Annotated in this window: 19 protein-coding genes and 1 pseudogene; 16 read left to right on the plus strand and 4 right to left on the minus strand. The window is 35.1% G+C overall.

Features of this window, described 5'->3' with window-relative positions:
* Nucleotides 1-148 precede the first annotated feature (148 nt).
* The 9 genes and pseudogenes from LD272_RS03815 to LD272_RS03850 all read left to right on the plus strand — a co-directional run bounded on the left by LD272_RS03815 (nucleotide 149) and on the right by LD272_RS03850 (nucleotide 7,928).
* Complete coding sequence (locus LD272_RS03815) at nucleotides 149-1,429, plus strand: MBL fold metallo-hydrolase (RefSeq protein WP_226035262.1); 1,281 nt, start codon at nucleotides 149-151, stop codon at nucleotides 1,427-1,429.
* 4 nt (nucleotides 1,430-1,433) lie between these two features.
* Nucleotides 1,434-1,697 (plus strand): DUF3006 family protein, encoded by a 264-nt coding sequence (locus tag LD272_RS03820; protein WP_226035263.1) that lies wholly within the window; start codon nucleotides 1,434-1,436, stop codon nucleotides 1,695-1,697.
* 199 nt (nucleotides 1,698-1,896) lie between these two features.
* Nucleotides 1,897-3,144 (plus strand): ATP-binding protein, encoded by a 1,248-nt coding sequence (locus LD272_RS03825; RefSeq protein WP_226035264.1) that lies wholly within the window; start codon nucleotides 1,897-1,899, stop codon nucleotides 3,142-3,144.
* A 345-nt stretch (nucleotides 3,145-3,489) separates the two neighbouring features.
* A pseudogene (gene ftsZ / locus LD272_RS03830) lies at nucleotides 3,490-4,434 on the plus strand (cell division protein FtsZ); the annotation flags it as partial.
* A gap of 368 nt (nucleotides 4,435-4,802) precedes the next feature.
* Entirely contained in the window at nucleotides 4,803-5,072 is a 270-nt protein-coding gene (locus LD272_RS21565) for a ketopantoate reductase family protein (protein WP_369413920.1), read from the plus strand.
* Between the two features lie 5 nt (nucleotides 5,073-5,077).
* Nucleotides 5,078-5,176, plus strand: coding sequence for a ketopantoate reductase C-terminal domain-containing protein (locus LD272_RS21730; RefSeq protein WP_439647377.1), 99 nt, complete (start codon nucleotides 5,078-5,080; stop codon nucleotides 5,174-5,176).
* Nucleotides 5,177-5,327: 151 nt separating this feature from the next.
* Nucleotides 5,328-6,560 (plus strand): NADH:flavin oxidoreductase/NADH oxidase family protein, encoded by a 1,233-nt coding sequence (locus tag LD272_RS03840; protein WP_226035265.1) that lies wholly within the window; start codon nucleotides 5,328-5,330, stop codon nucleotides 6,558-6,560.
* 198 nt (nucleotides 6,561-6,758) lie between these two features.
* The gene (gene trhA / locus LD272_RS03845) at nucleotides 6,759-7,400 is read left to right on the plus strand and encodes a PAQR family membrane homeostasis protein TrhA (RefSeq protein WP_226035266.1); all 642 of its coding nucleotides are present in this window, start codon (nucleotides 6,759-6,761) and stop codon (nucleotides 7,398-7,400) included.
* Between the two features lie 240 nt (nucleotides 7,401-7,640).
* A complete protein-coding gene (locus LD272_RS03850; protein WP_226035267.1) occupies nucleotides 7,641-7,928 on the plus strand; it encodes a hypothetical protein in 288 nt (95 codons plus the stop codon).
* 118 nt (nucleotides 7,929-8,046) lie between these two features.
* Here LD272_RS03850 and LD272_RS03855 read toward each other — a convergent pair whose 3' ends face one another.
* Complete coding sequence (locus tag LD272_RS03855) at nucleotides 8,047-9,060, minus strand: DUF3231 family protein (protein ID WP_226035268.1); 1,014 nt, start codon at nucleotides 9,058-9,060, stop codon at nucleotides 8,047-8,049.
* 183 nt (nucleotides 9,061-9,243) lie between these two features.
* Between LD272_RS03855 and LD272_RS03860 the strand changes: the two genes are divergently transcribed.
* The 4 genes from LD272_RS03860 to LD272_RS03875 all read left to right on the plus strand — a co-directional run bounded on the left by LD272_RS03860 (nucleotide 9,244) and on the right by LD272_RS03875 (nucleotide 11,260).
* A complete protein-coding gene (locus LD272_RS03860) occupies nucleotides 9,244-9,456 on the plus strand; it encodes a hypothetical protein (protein ID WP_226035269.1) in 213 nt (70 codons plus the stop codon).
* A 122-nt stretch (nucleotides 9,457-9,578) separates the two neighbouring features.
* Nucleotides 9,579-10,082 (plus strand): GNAT family N-acetyltransferase, encoded by a 504-nt coding sequence (locus LD272_RS03865; RefSeq protein WP_226035270.1) that lies wholly within the window; start codon nucleotides 9,579-9,581, stop codon nucleotides 10,080-10,082.
* 88 nt (nucleotides 10,083-10,170) lie between these two features.
* Complete coding sequence (locus LD272_RS03870; protein WP_226035315.1) at nucleotides 10,171-10,731, plus strand: maltose acetyltransferase domain-containing protein; 561 nt, start codon at nucleotides 10,171-10,173, stop codon at nucleotides 10,729-10,731.
* 22 nt (nucleotides 10,732-10,753) lie between these two features.
* Nucleotides 10,754-11,260, plus strand: a complete 507-nt coding sequence (locus LD272_RS03875; RefSeq protein ID WP_226035271.1) for a GNAT family N-acetyltransferase — start codon at nucleotides 10,754-10,756, stop codon at nucleotides 11,258-11,260.
* A 104-nt stretch (nucleotides 11,261-11,364) separates the two neighbouring features.
* On the opposite strand, the gene LD272_RS03880 is transcribed toward LD272_RS03875, so the two are convergent.
* Nucleotides 11,365-11,535: an aspartyl-phosphate phosphatase Spo0E family protein gene (locus LD272_RS03880; protein WP_369413921.1), complete on the minus strand. Its 171-nt coding sequence runs from the start codon at nucleotides 11,533-11,535 to the stop codon at nucleotides 11,365-11,367.
* A 184-nt stretch (nucleotides 11,536-11,719) separates the two neighbouring features.
* Between LD272_RS03880 and LD272_RS03885 the strand changes: the two genes are divergently transcribed.
* Nucleotides 11,720-12,226, plus strand: coding sequence for a DUF5412 family protein (locus tag LD272_RS03885; protein WP_226035273.1), 507 nt, complete (start codon nucleotides 11,720-11,722; stop codon nucleotides 12,224-12,226).
* A gap of 83 nt (nucleotides 12,227-12,309) precedes the next feature.
* On the opposite strand, the gene hmpA is transcribed toward LD272_RS03885, so the two are convergent.
* Entirely contained in the window at nucleotides 12,310-13,530 is a 1,221-nt protein-coding gene (gene hmpA / locus LD272_RS03890; protein WP_226035274.1) for an NO-inducible flavohemoprotein, read from the minus strand.
* 428 nt (nucleotides 13,531-13,958) lie between these two features.
* Here hmpA and LD272_RS03895 point away from each other — a divergent pair, with 428 nt between their 5' ends.
* A complete protein-coding gene (locus LD272_RS03895) occupies nucleotides 13,959-14,396 on the plus strand; it encodes an RrF2 family transcriptional regulator (RefSeq protein WP_226035316.1) in 438 nt (145 codons plus the stop codon).
* Between the two features lie 16 nt (nucleotides 14,397-14,412).
* Nucleotides 14,413-14,775, plus strand: a complete 363-nt coding sequence (locus LD272_RS03900) for a DUF488 domain-containing protein (protein WP_226035275.1) — start codon at nucleotides 14,413-14,415, stop codon at nucleotides 14,773-14,775.
* Nucleotides 14,776-14,962: 187 nt separating this feature from the next.
* On the opposite strand, the gene LD272_RS03905 is transcribed toward LD272_RS03900, so the two are convergent.
* Nucleotides 14,963-15,418, minus strand: a complete 456-nt coding sequence (locus LD272_RS03905; protein WP_226035276.1) for a DUF2269 family protein — start codon at nucleotides 15,416-15,418, stop codon at nucleotides 14,963-14,965.
* Nucleotides 15,419-15,551 lie beyond the last annotated feature (133 nt).

Raw genomic sequence — 15,551 nt, forward strand, 5'->3', positions numbered from 1 at the left:
TTAATTTCTGTTCTAAAAAATAAAGTTGATTACCTTGTTCATAGTTATTTGTCAAACTTGGATGTTTTATAGTAGGTTGTTCCATTTTGCGGGTTTTCATTTAAAATGGCATTTTGTGATAAGATAATTAGTAGAAACGGGGAATTAGATGTATAAACTTAACCGTGTCGCTCTTTTTGGTATCTTATCTATTTTACTTCTAAGTGGTTGTACACAAGAACAAAGCGAACCAAACAATAAAGACTCAGAAATAGCAGAAACAAACGAACAAAGTCAAGCAAGTGACTCATCAGAATCGGAAGAAAAAACAACAAATTCTTCTACTCCGAAGACGGAAGAAGTACCCCAAGTTGCTGACAGTAAAAAAGAAGATAGTGATTTAACCGACCTTAAAGTCCATTACATTGATGTAGGACAAGCAGATTCAACCTTAATTCAATTCTCACATGAAAATGAGGACTTTACGATACTTATTGACGCAGGTAACTGGAACAAAAATGATGTTATCACTTATCTTGACACCCAAAATGTATCAGAAATAGATATTGCAATTGGTACACACCCAGATGCAGATCATATCGGACAATTAGATAAAGTTCTCAACAGATTTGACGTTGGTGAAGTTTGGTTATCGGGTAATACGAGCAATTCACAAACTTTTCAACGACTTTTAAACGCAATAGATTCAAATGATGTAGATTACTACGAACCAAGAACGGGTGACGAATTTCAAATAGGTCCACTAGAAATTGATGTATTATACCCAAGAACAGTATCGGAAAATGATAATGAAGAATCGATATCATTGAAATTAACGTATAATGAAGTACGATTTGTCTTTACGGGCGATGCTAGTAAGAGCGATGAAGTTAATATGCTGAAAAGTGGAATTAATCTAGAAGCAGACATTCTTCATTTAGGACATCACGGTTCTTCGACTTCAACAAATGCTTCTTTTCTAAATGATGTAAATCCGTCTGTTGCCATTTACAGTGCTGGTTCAGACAATAGTTATGGTCACCCACATGACGAAGTTGTAAAACTTGTGCAAAATTCAGGTAGTGAACTTTATGGGACTGACGTTCATGGAACTATTATTGCTTCAACGAATGGATTTGATTATCAGATATTAACTAATAAAGACGGTACGATTTCGCCTTCTAGTAACAAAAATACAACTGGCAGTGACTCAACAGGTAAGCAGGATTCAACAAGCAAAAAACCAGAGTCAACGAACAGTTGTATTGATGTCAATTCTGCAACAGTGGAGCAAGTACAAGAAATTACGCATATCGGACCGGCCCGTGCTGAGGAAATGCTTGTGCTAAGACCTTATGATTCAGTGAATGATTTAGCGCAAATAAATGGAATTGGTTCAGCAAGAATCGAGGAAATAAAATCAGAAGGGCTTGCTTGTATAGGAGGTTAAAATCATGAAAGGTTATCTAGACAGAATTGAAGACGACAAATTTGCAGTCATATTAGTCGAGCAAATCAATCAAGAGTTTATTATAGCTAAATCTGAGTTGCCAGCAGGAAGTACTGAAAAAACATATTTTGATCTCACAATCGAAAAGGAAAAGATCACATCAATCAAACGAAACGAGCAGACTACAGTGAACAAACAAAAAAATGTAGATGATTTGATGTCAAAGATTCGTTCGAAGAGTAACGGAAGCAAATTTAAAAAGAAGTAAACGAAAAAAACAGTCTGATTTCATAGGTAATCAGACTGTTTTTTTCAGAAATTCAATTAAAATTAGACAATAAATGACAAAAACATGCAAGAAATTAAAATTTACTGGAACTTTATACCTATTTTAATATATGATAGTATCAGAGGAATTAACTAAACCTTGAAACTATGAATGATTTGGTAATAAAGGGAGTAAATTTATGAACAAGAAAACTAACCACAACTTACTATTGGAAATGGAAGAAATTAAAGGGTTAAAGCTCTTTTTGACGTTATTTTACCTGTTTCTTATTGGATATGATTTTATTTATTTCTATGTGTTTCCCTACTATACTAATCAAGAAATAGGCTTACCTGCTGGAGGATTAGATTATTGGTACCATTTACTATTTGTCCCGATTCTCTTTATATCTTTTAATTTAATAAAGAGAGGGAAAGTACATACAGTAAAATATCTATACTTGTTTAGTTATATTGTTGTTGATCTTATTAATATTTTTTTGATTTATTATGGAACAGATATTAACTTTGCAACAGGAAATGCAGCCGAGTTAGTCTTTATCTTTTTTTCCTCACTTTTCATTAATAAAAAGTTTTTTTGGGTTACATTAACAGGAATAGTTAGTAAATACGTTGCTATCGGCGTAGTATTATTTCGCTTTGAAAATGTTATAGAGCCAATTAGTTTGTATGGGTTATTAGCAATTATATCTTACATACTTCTAACCCGTTTTTCTTCAAATCTTAACGCTCACTTAAAAGTAAATGACGAGCTCAGACAGGCCGAACAACTTGCTACAGTGGGACAGATTGCTACTTCTATTACACATGAGATAAGGAATCCGTTAACGTCTCTTAAAGGGTTAACGCAGTTGCAAATGGAAAAGCACCCAGAGGACATTGAATATTATCAAATCATGACTCATGAATTAGAGCGAATAAACTCGATACTCGATGATCTTCTTGTTATTGGTAGACCGAAACAAATGGTCTTTGAAATGAATAACTTACAAGAGTTGATAGAATATGTTGGATCAATCATGGATTATAATCGAGTAGAACAAGCTGTTGAAATCTTTACTGAAGTAGAGGGAAATCTTCCTGAGGTAGAGTGTAATTCGACACAAATAAAACAAGTATTAATTAATATTTTTAAAAATGGTATTGAGGCGATGCCGGCAGGTGGTAATCTATTTGTTAAAGTAGAAAAACAAAAAGATGATTATATTAAAATCACTGTAACTGATGAAGGCGATGGAATTTCTAAGGAGAATCTTGAATTAATAGGCAACCCATTTCATACAACTAAGTCAGGAGGTACAGGTCTTGGCTTGATGGTCAGTTTTAAGGTTATTGAAGAGCACCGCGGAGAAATTTACTATGACAGTGAACAAGAAAAAGGAACAACCGTTACAATTTTATTACCAATCTATCAAAAGCGGCGGTAATGAACGATTTTCTTTAATAGTCGAGGCGTAACTGAACCATTTTTCAACTCTTTATAGTAAACTTGTTATCGGATAAGTATAGATGAATGATTGCTGGAATAAGAAAGCCACAATTCTATGTATATATGGGATTGTGGCTTTGATATTTTATAGATTCAATTGAAACCACTAGAATCGGATCAACTAAAATGATAGTGTTTGAAAGAAGAGGATTCAATAATTACTATTAAAAGTTCTTTATTGATACAAAAAAAGAGGAACAGCTTCGAATTATGTAGTAGTAAGTTTCGATTATCTATGAATAGTGCGCAGATAAGGAATACAGATGTTTAGGAGGAATTAATCATGTTTGATACAAATATAGATCAATTTGCTAAAATAAAAGTTATTGGGGTTGGCGGCGGCGGAAATAATGCTGTTAATCGAATGATTGAAGACGGGGTAGAAGGTGTAGAATTTATTGCCGTTAATACCGATGGTCAAGCGCTCAATCAATCAAAAGCGGAGATAACAATCCAAATTGGAAATTCGACCACAAGAGGGCTTGGAGCGGGCGCAAATCCCGAATTAGGGAAAAAAGCCGTAGCAGAAAGTCAACAGGAGATTGAAGATGCTTTAAAAGGCGCTGATATGGTTTTTGTTACTGCTGGCATGGGCGGCGGTACAGGAACTGGTGCAGCACCAGCAATAGCTGAAATTGCTAGAAAACAAGGATCACTAACAATCGGGGTGGTCACACGTCCCTTCAAATTTGAAGGACGCACAAGAGCGTTAAATGCAGAGAATGGGATTGACTCAATGAGAGAAGCGATAGATACGCTGATTATTATTCCCAATGACCGCTTATTAGAGATTGTAGATAAAAAAACGCCAATGCTTGAAGCCTTTCGGGAAGCAGATAATGTCCTTCGTCGGGGTGTCCAAGGGATTTCTGATTTAATTGCTGTGCCAGGTTTAATCAATCTTGATTTTGCAGACGTACAAACTATCATGTCCCATAAGGGAACAGCTTTAATGGGAATTGGGATGGCTAGAGGTGAGGGACGTGCGGTTGATGCGGCCGTTAAAGCGATAAATAGTCCATTACTCGAAACGTCTATGAGTGGGGCACGAGGTGTAATCATAAACATCACAGGCGGAACTAATTTAAGCCTTATTGAAGTGCAGGAAGCATCTGATGTGATTGCCTCTAATTCACACGAGGAATTAGACATGATTTTTGGAGCGGTCATTAATGAAGACCTAAAAGAAGAAATTATTGTGACAGTTATTGCTACTGGGTTCAGTGAATAATAAATTTGAGTTTTTAGATCACTAAAATTAACTGCAGGAATTTTATTAGTTTAGTTGAATAGCTGTAATGAGGTAATAACACGTAACTACTTGTACATAAATGAATGGGTAACTTCAAAATATCGAGATATTATTAGGAAGGAAACCCATACAGACATTGGTTTTTTGTTGGCCCCCTTGTCCGCAAGGGGGTTAAATGTAAATAAATAATAATTTTTGTTACTTAAACAGGGTTTTAGATAAAAATTAGAAACTCCGATGGTTTTAAACCATCAACATTTACAAATACATTAGTCTATCAATTTAATTTTTGAAAACAGAAGATAATTAGACTGTCATCCGTTTAGAGAAGGGACCTGGATAAAATGGAGATAAAAAAAGTATCTATCATTGGACTTGGGGCATTAGGAATTCTATATGCCAATCATTTTTCTAAGCATATGCCTAAAGCGGATTTGCGCATTCTCGCTGTTGAGGGCAGGATGAAAAAATACCAGCAAGAGTCTGTTTATTGTAATGGTGAGCGTTGTGATTTCAACTATATCTCACCGGAACAGACATCCGATCCCGCCGACCTTATTATCTTTACTGTTAAATATAACGGGTTACATAAAGCAATTCAAAATCTGTATTAGGTACCTTGAATCCAGAAGGTAAGCCTTCGATGCGTCAGGACATGGAAGCGAAACGTCACAGTGAAGTAGAACTGTTTGGTGGTACTGTTTTAGAATTAGATTAAAAAATACCGGATAGCTACACCGGTAAACAAAGAATTATATAATCAAATTATATTTATGGAGAGTCAATTTTAGAGAGACTGTTAGTTAGCAATTTTTCCGCAAATAAGTACAGTGAGGTAGGTTTATAATGATTGAAAGGAGGCTTATACTATGAACCAAACTAAAGTAGCTCAGCGATTTATCTTAAAACAAACGAGCACTATAATTAAAAATCGCATCGTAAAATCAGCGATGAGTGAGGGGATGTCGACAGAAAATCACTTGCCGACGAATAGTATTTTTCGACTTTATCAAGCATGGGCAGAAGGTGGCGCGGGGTTAGTCATTACAGGAAATGTGAAGGTGGATGATAAATCTCTAGGAGAACCTAGAAACATCGTGTTGGAAAACGACGAAAATCTAGAATTATTTAAAAAGTGGGCTGAAATAGGCACTACAAATAGTACACATCTATGGATGCAAATAAATCACCCAGGTAAACAAGTGCTAAAAGGTGTTGTCGATGAAGCTGTTGCGCCATCCAACGTTCCCTTTCAACCAAATTTGCAGCGCTTTTTTCCTAAAAGTCGCGCACTTAGTGATATAGAAATAAAAGAGATTATTCAACGTTTTGCCAATACAGCGGAACTTGCCAAACGTGCCGGTTTCACTGGAGTGCAGGTTCATGCTGCACATGGGTACTTAATTAGCCAGTTTCTTTCTCCCAAGCATAATCAGAGACAAGACGAATGGGGTGGCCCCGTTGAAAACCGCTTTAGATTCTTGTCAGAAATCTATCATGCTATTCGCAGAAGAGTTGGAGATAAATTTCCGATAGGAGTTAAGATAAATAGTTCTGATTTCATGAAAACTGGTTTTTCTGAAGAAGAATCTCAGTTTGTCATCTCTGAATTAGACAAGCTTGGAGTCGATCTTATAGAAATTTCCGGAGGTACATATGAAAAGGCAGCGTTGTTTGGAAAAAACGCAAAACCCTCAACAGTTACCCGTGAAGCTTATTTCTTGGAATACGCAGAAAAGTTAAAACAAAAAACAAGTGTACCACTAGTGTTAACAGGAGGTTTTAGAACACTTTCAGCGATGAACAAGGCATTAGAAACTGGTGCAACAGACTTCATTGGGTTAGCGAGACCGTTAGCTCTTTATCCAGATTACCCCAACAGCTTGTTAGAGAACAAGGCTTCTAAGCTATCGATAAAACCAATTAAAACGGGAATTTCCTTTATTGATGGTAAAGGATTGATGGAATTGACTTGGTATAGCCAACAACTAAATCGGATAGGTAAAGGGAAAAAAGCAAAGCCTACTTTCTCTCCCTTATTATCACTTATTATTACTTTGTTTAAGAATGGAAAAGAAGTCTTTCAAAAAAGAAGAGTGTAAGGCAGGATTCAAATAATGATCGACTAATGTACGTTTAACCAGATTTTTAAAATAAGGTTTGATATAATTAAGAAATGAATTAGTAAATGAAATTAAGCACATTCTAAATAATACGAGACTGTGATCATCGCAACTTAACCATTTAAACACCGAATTATAAAAAGATTTAGCTAATCTATCTAGTAAGGGATGATCTACTTGGCACAAACACATACCTTTTCAAAAGGTGAAGAAATAGCAAATGCGATTACACATGGAATAGGAGCAGTGTTAAGCATTGCGGCATTAGTTGTATTAATCGTTTCAGCCACTGTATATGGAAACGCTTGGCATGTCGTAAGTTTTAGTATCTATGGCTCGACGATGTTTATTTTATTTATGTCATCGACAATGGTTCACGCGCTACCTCACGGGAAAGCAAAAGACTTATTTGAAATATTCGATCATTCATCTATCTACTTGTTTATCGCTGGAACATACACGCCGTTTACCTTTATTATTATTCAAGGTGGATTAGGCTGGACAATTTTTGGAGTTGTTTGGGGATTAGCGATCGGAGGAACTGTATTTAAAGCCTTTTTTGTGAAAAAGTATCTTTTTACATCGACTATCCTATACATTGTAATGGGATGGATAATTGTAATTGGCTGGAACAGAATTGTTGAAAACTTACATAGTAATGGAATTGCCCTTTTGGTGATAGGTGGTCTATGTTATACACTAGGAGCCATCTTTTATGTGTGGCGAGGTTTTAAATACCATCATGCAGTGTGGCATCTATTTGTGATAGCTGGAGCAGTATCTATTTTTTTCTGCGTAATTCTGTATTTATTGCCATAGATGTTTTTAGTCATTTATCAGATGAATTAATCAATTACATAATACCTATGTACTGCCATCAGGAAACAACATATAGTAAGAGATAAACTTAACTGAAGTAAACCACTACCCAAAATAATAGTTGTTATGTTGAATTTGCCAGTAATGGATTGCTTTAGTATTATCTGATCCACTTGGTGAATAGTCTATATTTGTGTATATAATTAGGTAAGATAAATAGAACAAAAGGGAGTGCTTTTAGTGTCTCTGATTACAGTTAAGAATCTTAATTTTTATAGTAAACTTTCCTTAAAGGATGTAGAAGATCGAATTCTCATAACGGCAGACTTTCCACAAGAATTTCATGCGAACTATCGAATGACACAGCCTTTTCTATATGTAACGTTGTATGTTCGCGGTGGTGTCATGGTTAAAATCCTTGATGAAGGTACAGTGAAACTTTATACGCCAACAAGAAAAGAGTTTGACGAAAAAAGTTATACAGAAATTATTCAATTTGCAAAGAAGCATTCTAAACAATTTAATTAAGTGATGAGTAGTTTTTTTAGATGAAATAGTGCACCTGAAATGCCTAACAAATTAATAATAATTTGTTGGCATTTTTTCTGTGGTTAAGTAGGTCAAGATAAAAACGATGTCACTTGGCTTATTTTTTCTTTGCTAATTCATCACGATCAAGTGCCCGTGGAGGTTCTTCCATCCATCCATTTTTAATCATTAGTTTAGCTCCGTCATCAGCATACTTTAAGACTTCCGCTACGAGTCTACTGTACATGGTTCCAATATCTCTTCTCGGACTCACTGCCATACTTGCTCCGTAAAATCCAATGCTAAGTGCAGTTAGGGCTGTAGAGTAAAACATTAATTTTCTATCAGAAAACGTATAGGTGGTAGAATCTGTAACCTCTGACTCCCAGGTCATAGAGCTAGGAAGGTCGTTTTCTTTTAAGAGAGATCCAAATATCTCACAATGCTTCTGGGCTATTTCTTTGCCCCTTATGATAAATTCGGTAACATCACTTTTACTTGCAACCTGGCTATATCCAATCATAGTGGCCGATCCTAAAGAATTTCTTTGGAAATTTGTATATAGATTGGTGATCTCATTGCCCGTTAAAGGCCTTTTTTCTCCAAAATAACCTGCAAGGAAGCTTTTTTTTCTGACAAAGTCAAAGTTTTCAGGTGTTGGAAGATACGGTGACTTAATATATAATCCTTTTGATAACAATAATTCATTAGATTTCTTGATAATTTCATCTGATTCACGCAGACAATTTCTGAAAAAGGTATAAATATCTTCCCTAACGGCTACAGGTAAAGCTGCACTGTAGGCATTTAAACCTATTTTCCCCAATTGATTAAGTGCTATTAATACATAGGCATCTGAAAACAATCTAGGGGCAGTGACATCTACATCTTCATCTAATTTAAATCCATGAGGAATCGGATACTTCTCTTTTTCAAGAATAGTTGATATTGTTTTTATGTGTGATTTTGATACTTCTATTGCATTTTGTAGTAAAGGTCTTATTTCCTCATCATTAAGGTTGTTAAGTTCATGCATTAGATGACACAGATTTCCGGTGTCATTCATGTATGTATTCCACAAATTAGTTATCTCTGCTGAAGTTAATCTTATTTTTTTCCCTTCACTATTCATACTATTTCCTCCAATACGATTTATGTTTATAGTTAATAATTCCCTAAATCCATGTAAATATGAGAGGAAGCTAGGCGATTAGTTAATCTAGATTATTTGGAAAAGTTAAATGGTGTTTTATAGTAAAATGTGAAAACATTACTAATATTATTATGTAGTCAGTTTATGAAAGGAGTTCTTATTGTGAAATTGAACTTATTTTTATTTTCTATAATCTTTCTGACTGCTTGTACAGGACAACCATTTGAAAAGGAAGATACAGTAGCCGTTTTAAGCGAAAACGAAATTAAGGTCGAGGAGATACTTTGGCAATTTTCTTTAGAGGATAACCCAGAAGCCATAATTGTTGATTATTTGAAACAGGAGATCGTTATTCAGGAAGCGGGAATGTGTTAAGGCTAGGTCAGGGAAGTCTCAATTGTTAACTATTATGATAAAATAAATACCAAGCTACCTTTTGGGTGTTCAAAAGCACAAATACATTCAACGTAAAATTTATAGGTGATTGAGGTGGGAAATTGGAGCTCTCTATCGTTAAGGCGCATACAACATACACTAAGGATATTGCCATTATCTGTGCAACAGGATGGAAACAAACAGTCGAAGGAATATTAAGTGAAAAACATCAAAATAAAAATGTTGATTTTTGGTATCGTTATCATCAGGTTTACCGTGAAATAGAAGCAGGTGTTTATTCCCACGTAGCGCTGTTAAACTCAGAAGTTGTTGGGGTAATTGGAGGTGGAATGACTAAATCAAATATGGGAGAAATATTTGTTCTTTATGTGGATGAAACGTATCGATATCAGGGAATTGGAAAACGCCTCCTCGAAGCATTTACTCTACAGCAAATAGAACGTGGTGCAACTGAGCAATGGGTATCAGTGCAAGAAGGAAATCAACGCGGTATCCCTTTTTACGAGGCAAGAGGTTTCTTATATCAAGCGAAAAAGACTACATATACCGAAACTAAAGAGAAACAGGTATCGTTACGATTTTCAAGGTTCCTAAACTTGACATAAGACGCCTCCTAGAGATTTGTATTCTAGTAATTGAGCTCTATTTATCTGATATAATCAAATTAGAATGTAGATTAGGGAGTTGTAAATGATGAAGACAGAAAAACAGAAAATGTTAGATGGCGATATGTACGATCCTGCTGACAGTGAATTAGCCAACGATCGCGAAAATGCAAGACGTCTGGCTAGAATATATAATCAAACCTCAGAAAAAGAAGGAGACAAACGCACAAATCTGCTAAAAGAGTTTTTCGGGTCAGTTGGAGAAAATATAGCTGTTGAACCTAATTTAAAATGTGATTACGGCTATAACATTTTTGTGGGCGATAATTTTTACGCAAACTTTGATTGCGTTATCCTGGATGTTTGTGAAGTAAGGTTCGGAAATAATTGTCTACTTGCCCCTGGTGTACATATCTATACAGCAACTCATCCACTAAATCCAACAGAACGTAATTCTGGAAAAGAATATGCAAAACCTATTTCGATTGGAGACAATGTTTGGATTGGAGGAAGTGCAGTAATAAACCCAGGAGTGAAAATAGGAGATAACGCTGTTATAGCATCAGGTGCAGTGGTAACTAAAGATGTACCAGAAAACGTTGTAGTTGGTGGCAATCCCGCAAAAATCATTAAAAAAATTGAACTGTAGATAAACATAAGGGAGTAATCTCATGAATATAAGGTTGTTAAAACCATCTGATGCAGAAGCATATTGGGATTTAAGATTAGAGGCATTAGAGCAAAACCCAGAGGCTTTCGCCACAAGTTATCAAGAAGCAATACAACGAGAAAATCCGGTTCAAATCGTAGCAAACAACTTAAATTCTGAACAAAGTTCAACTATTGGGGCATTTAAGAATGGAGAACTTGTTGGGGTTGTTACTATCTTAAAAGAAACTCCTTTAAAACTTAAACATAAAGCAAATATTGTAGCCATGTATGTTAGACCTGATATGCGTAGATTAGGTGTAGGAAAAGAAATTCTCACGGAAGCAATTAACCAAGCGAAAGCATTAAAGTCGATAGAAATACTCAATTTAACAGTAGTAACAACAAACGTAAGAGCAAAGAAACTCTATGCTAATTTAGGCTTTCAAACTTATGGAAAAGAAGAAAAAGCTCTTAAAATCAATAATAATTACTACGATGAAGAATATATGTCATTGTTGATAAAATAAATAATATCTGTAAGATTGAGCCTTTCTAGATTTGCTGGAAATATCGCTCTTTCTTACTTGGAACGTTGTATTGTTTTTAATAATTAGTTAGAGATCGGGCTTGTCTATTTCTTCACATACTGGTACCTATTTAAAATATAATCCAATCTTTGACTACATTTTACAGTATCTGGATGACTAAGTCCTTTAAGTTTGCCTATGTAAACCATCTGATTTTTTAGTAGAAAGATGAAAAGCTCAAGATAACGGGACCTTATTTTATTTATACTCATCATTTGCCTCCTGATATTAGAAAGTTTGAAAAATGCATGAATAATACTATCATAAACAATTTTTTGTAGAATGGTAACCGTTTCGACAAAGGTTCTTACCAATCAACAAATTTTTGGAGTGTTGTTTATCCGGTCATATATCGGATCTCAAGTTTAGAGACCTACAATATGCAGAGGAATTGATGCTATGAACGAAACATTATATATGTTCTTATTTTTGTTAATGTTTACTATGATTTTAGTTACAGCTATTTTTGCAGTTATTTTAATAGTAGGTATTGTAAGAGGCTTAAAATCAAAAAGAACATTTCCAATGAAACGACTTGTGCTATTTTTAGTATCCTTTAGCATATCGTTAATCCTATTTTATAATCAGTATTTTAATCTTGATTACCTTCCTGCTGGTGAGTTAAATGCAAGTTTTGCATCTTTAGATAGTAGATATGAGATTGAAACCTATCACTTTAACGGAATATACGGCATGAATTCAAAAGCCGTCTTGGTTGAATTAGAAACTGGTGATAGTAAAACAATATATTTTAATTGGTACGATTATGATCCGATGGTCGAGTGGGTCAATAAAGATACGGTGAAGATTGGGAGAGAAACACTGAATATACACGATGGTAGCTATGATTATCGTCACGATCCTGATGTAATTCGTATTTTACCACTACAAAGGAAGATTCATTAGTAAGTATCTGACTTCATGTTTATGCCTTAACAATTAATGAAAAAAACCTCCCCCACAAGTGAAAAACTCATGAGGGAGGTTTTTTAGTCCAAACTTCCAGCTGGTCCGAAAAATTCGAAGTGGACGTCTTGTTCGTCGACGTTCCATTCTTTTAGTGCGCGATTAATTGCTTTCATAAATCCTTCTGGTCCACAAAAATAAAATGATGCGTCGTTGGTAGGTAAAATTGATTTGAGCCAAGCTAAATCAATATACCCTTCTTTATCAAACTGATCATTTTCATATGGACTGTCGTAAACAACATAGCTCTGTACCTGGCTATGCGTATCAGCAGTAGCTCGAATTGACTCTCTTAACCCATGGACAGAACTGTTTTGTGCTGCGTGGATGAAATAAATAGGGCGGTTCGGCTGCTCAATTACAGCTGTTTCTAGCATACTCACTAACGGTGTGATACCAACACCTCCACTGATTAAAACAAGTGGTTTATCTTCTTTTCTTAAAACAAAGTCACCAGCAGGAGCGCTTAATTTTACAACATCTTGTTCCTTGATATGGTCGTGAAGATAGGTAGAGACATCTCCATCTGGGTTATCATTTAAACCTTCTTCTTTTTTTACACTTATTCTGAAATATTCACTATTTGATCTACTAGACAAACTATATTGACGCAAGAAATTGTAAGGTGCACCTTCTTTTTCAATCTTGACAGTTATGTACTGACCAGCTTGGAAAGACGGAATTTGACCATTGTCGCTAGGTTTAAGGTAGAAGGAGGTAATGACATCACTTTCTTTTACCTTGTGGACAACATTGAAGTCACGATATCCTGTCCAACCGCCTTGTTGATTGGCAGTTTCCTCGTACATGTCGATTTCGATTTGGATAAAGGCATCAGCGATTACTCCATATGCTTTGCCCCATGCTTCCATTATATCGTCGGTTGCAGCGTCACCAAGAACATCTTTTATCGCAGCTAACAAGTTTTCTCCTACAATTGGGTAATGTTCTGGAAGAATATTTAAGCTTCTATGTTTATGTGCTATTTGCTTTACTGTTGGTAAGATTGCCTCTAGATTATCGATATACATAGCTGCTGCATAAACAGCATTGGCAAGTGCTTTCGATTGTTTTCCTTGTCTTTGGTTTGATTGGTTGAAAATATTTTTAAGCTCCGGATGATTTTCAAAAAGCATTTGGTAAAAGCGGCTAGTAATTTCTTCACCATGTACCTCAAGTACTGGTACCGTAGCTTTTACTGTGCTAATTGTTTTTTCGTCTAATAATTGTGCTGTTTGTGTCATTTAGAAGCTCCTTTTTTGTTTATGAATTAAAAAACTAGTTTCCTGTGAATATTTTTTGACAAGGCCTTGAGTACGTTCAGCTTTAGCGAAATAGCCTCAGGTGAAATTACTTCGAATTGGTTTTTACGACGAGTATGCGGCTAGAGCAGCAATACTCCGGAGGTCTTAAGTCAATCCTCATCACGGGTCAAATCGCCACGAATGGTCTTTTTGTCAAAGCGTGATAAAAGCGGTTTTGCTTTTGTTATACTTAATGGTTTAAAAAGTGTATTTAAAATACATCTTTAATGGTAAAGAAAAAGGTACTGTCATTTCAATAGCAAATTGAACAAATCTATGACAATTTTGTTACAACCCTTTTTATGGGACTTTGCTTAAAAAGTTCGGTATGATAGCAACTACATGACAGATAGAAGAGGGTGTAAATGATGCGATTAAAAAAATATACAGACTACGCTTTGCGCGTATTAATATTGACTGGTTCGAAACAATCTGACCAACAAACTAGTATTAAAGAAATAGCAGACTCTTTCTCAATCTCTACTGAACACGTGCGAAAAGTAGTATTTCAGTTGAATAAATTAGGCTTCATTAAAACAACTAGGGGAAGAAATGGTGGAATAAGACTTGCTCAAGACCCTCGTGAGATTAATGTTGGAAATGTAGTACGTCTAATGGAAAATGATTTTGTCTTACTTGAATGCTTTGACAAAGATACAAACCATTGCATCATTACTCCCTCATGTAAACTAAAACACGCATTAAATAAAGCTCTTCAAGCCTTTTTACAAGTGTTGGATGACTATACATTAGAAGATCTATTAGCTAATAAAGAGGAATTAAGAAGTTTGATCAATCTAGACTAATATGGAGTGATTTTACATGCAAGTAGATACAAAACGAGCATTCGCGGAAGTTTCAAATGATGATGGGATCCGTGTTCTAGTTGATCGCGTTTGGCCAAGAGGAGTATCAAAGGAAAAGCTTGCGATTGATCATTGGTACAAAGAGATATCCCCGTCTACAAGTTTAAGAAAATGGTTTGATCACGACCCGGAAAAATTTGATGAATTCAAGCGAAAGTACATTAACGAATTACAATCAAATTCAAAGAAACAACACGTTCTCGCGCTTGAAGATTTGGTGAAAAATAATAGCAGAGTAACCTTGATTTATGGAGCAAAGGATAAGCAACATAATCAAGCGGTAGTTCTGAAAGAATGGCTAGATGATCTATATACATGATTAAGTAATTACTTAGAATGATGTTCTTATTCATTTATTAATCCTAGAAAAAACGCATGAAAGAAATCATCTTTTTTTCTAAGGATTAAAAAAGATGATACAAAAACCATATGTTCTTTGTATCATCTAAGACCTTTTTGATTAATATAACTGACTTCACTAATTCCTTCCACCATTTTAACTAGGGTCAAAAAGGCTTCAAAATCATCAATGTAATAATTATGATGAAAATTATATTCTCCAAGTGCTCATAGCTGAATAACACCTTGGATAAACGATGATATTCGGCTGGTATTTGTTCCCCACTCGTATTTTTCAACAGTTCCTTTATTGGTTTGAAATAACGTTTTAAGACAAACGGTCCCATAGCAAGAGCGATTAGGAACAAGCTGAGACTAGTTATATACCAACCCATCTGAAATAGATATGGCCTAAGCAATCCCATTAACAACCCCGTTACTAGGAGCATGGTTCCGCCTATCATCACAAAAATATGTAATCGGTGTCGAATTACATATGCATGTCTTAACTCTGATAGTCTTGTTGCTGTTTTAGGTATCACTGTTAGGATAAATCCAGGTCCCATCCCTAAAATGGCTGAAAATATATGTACAAAAACTAAGAAGAAATAAAACTGGTCCATTGGTTTGTTGCCTCCATCAATTATAAAAGATATATCTATAATAAAGGAGTAAGCCAAATTAAGGTGTGATATTTATCAACTCACAACTTATTTTTTTGATTTATAGTAATAATAGTTAATAAATCGTGAAAAC

Source organism: Aquibacillus saliphilus (genome assembly GCF_020404745.1).
In the GTDB taxonomy this organism is placed as follows: Bacteria; Bacillota; Bacilli; order Bacillales; family Amphibacillaceae; genus Aquibacillus; species Aquibacillus saliphilus.

Bases quoted from the DNA above. Each gene is read 5' to 3' on its own strand.
- LD272_RS03815 (WP_226035262.1), top strand. From the start codon at position 149: ATGTATAAACTTAACCGTGTCGCTCTTTTTGGTATCTTATCTATTTTA.
- LD272_RS03820 (WP_226035263.1), top strand. From the start codon at position 1,434: ATGAAAGGTTATCTAGACAGAATTGAAGACGACAAATTTGCAGTCATA.
- LD272_RS03825 (WP_226035264.1), top strand. From the start codon at position 1,897: ATGAACAAGAAAACTAACCACAACTTACTATTGGAAATGGAAGAAATT.
- LD272_RS21565 (WP_369413920.1), top strand. From the start codon at position 4,803: ATGGAGATAAAAAAAGTATCTATCATTGGACTTGGGGCATTAGGAATT.
- LD272_RS03840 (WP_226035265.1), top strand. From the start codon at position 5,328: ATGAACCAAACTAAAGTAGCTCAGCGATTTATCTTAAAACAAACGAGC.
- LD272_RS03855 (WP_226035268.1), bottom strand. From the start codon at position 9,060: ATGAATAGTGAAGGGAAAAAAATAAGATTAACTTCAGCAGAGATAACT.
- LD272_RS03870 (WP_226035315.1), top strand. From the start codon at position 10,171: ATGAAGACAGAAAAACAGAAAATGTTAGATGGCGATATGTACGATCCT.
- LD272_RS03875 (WP_226035271.1), top strand. From the start codon at position 10,754: ATGAATATAAGGTTGTTAAAACCATCTGATGCAGAAGCATATTGGGAT.
- LD272_RS03880 (WP_369413921.1), bottom strand. From the start codon at position 11,535: ATGATGAGTATAAATAAAATAAGGTCCCGTTATCTTGAGCTTTTCATC.
- LD272_RS03885 (WP_226035273.1), top strand. From the start codon at position 11,720: ATGAACGAAACATTATATATGTTCTTATTTTTGTTAATGTTTACTATG.
- hmpA (WP_226035274.1), bottom strand. From the start codon at position 13,530: ATGACACAAACAGCACAATTATTAGACGAAAAAACAATTAGCACAGTA.
- LD272_RS03895 (WP_226035316.1), top strand. From the start codon at position 13,959: ATGCGATTAAAAAAATATACAGACTACGCTTTGCGCGTATTAATATTG.
- LD272_RS03900 (WP_226035275.1), top strand. From the start codon at position 14,413: ATGCAAGTAGATACAAAACGAGCATTCGCGGAAGTTTCAAATGATGAT.
- LD272_RS03905 (WP_226035276.1), bottom strand. From the start codon at position 15,418: ATGGACCAGTTTTATTTCTTCTTAGTTTTTGTACATATATTTTCAGCC.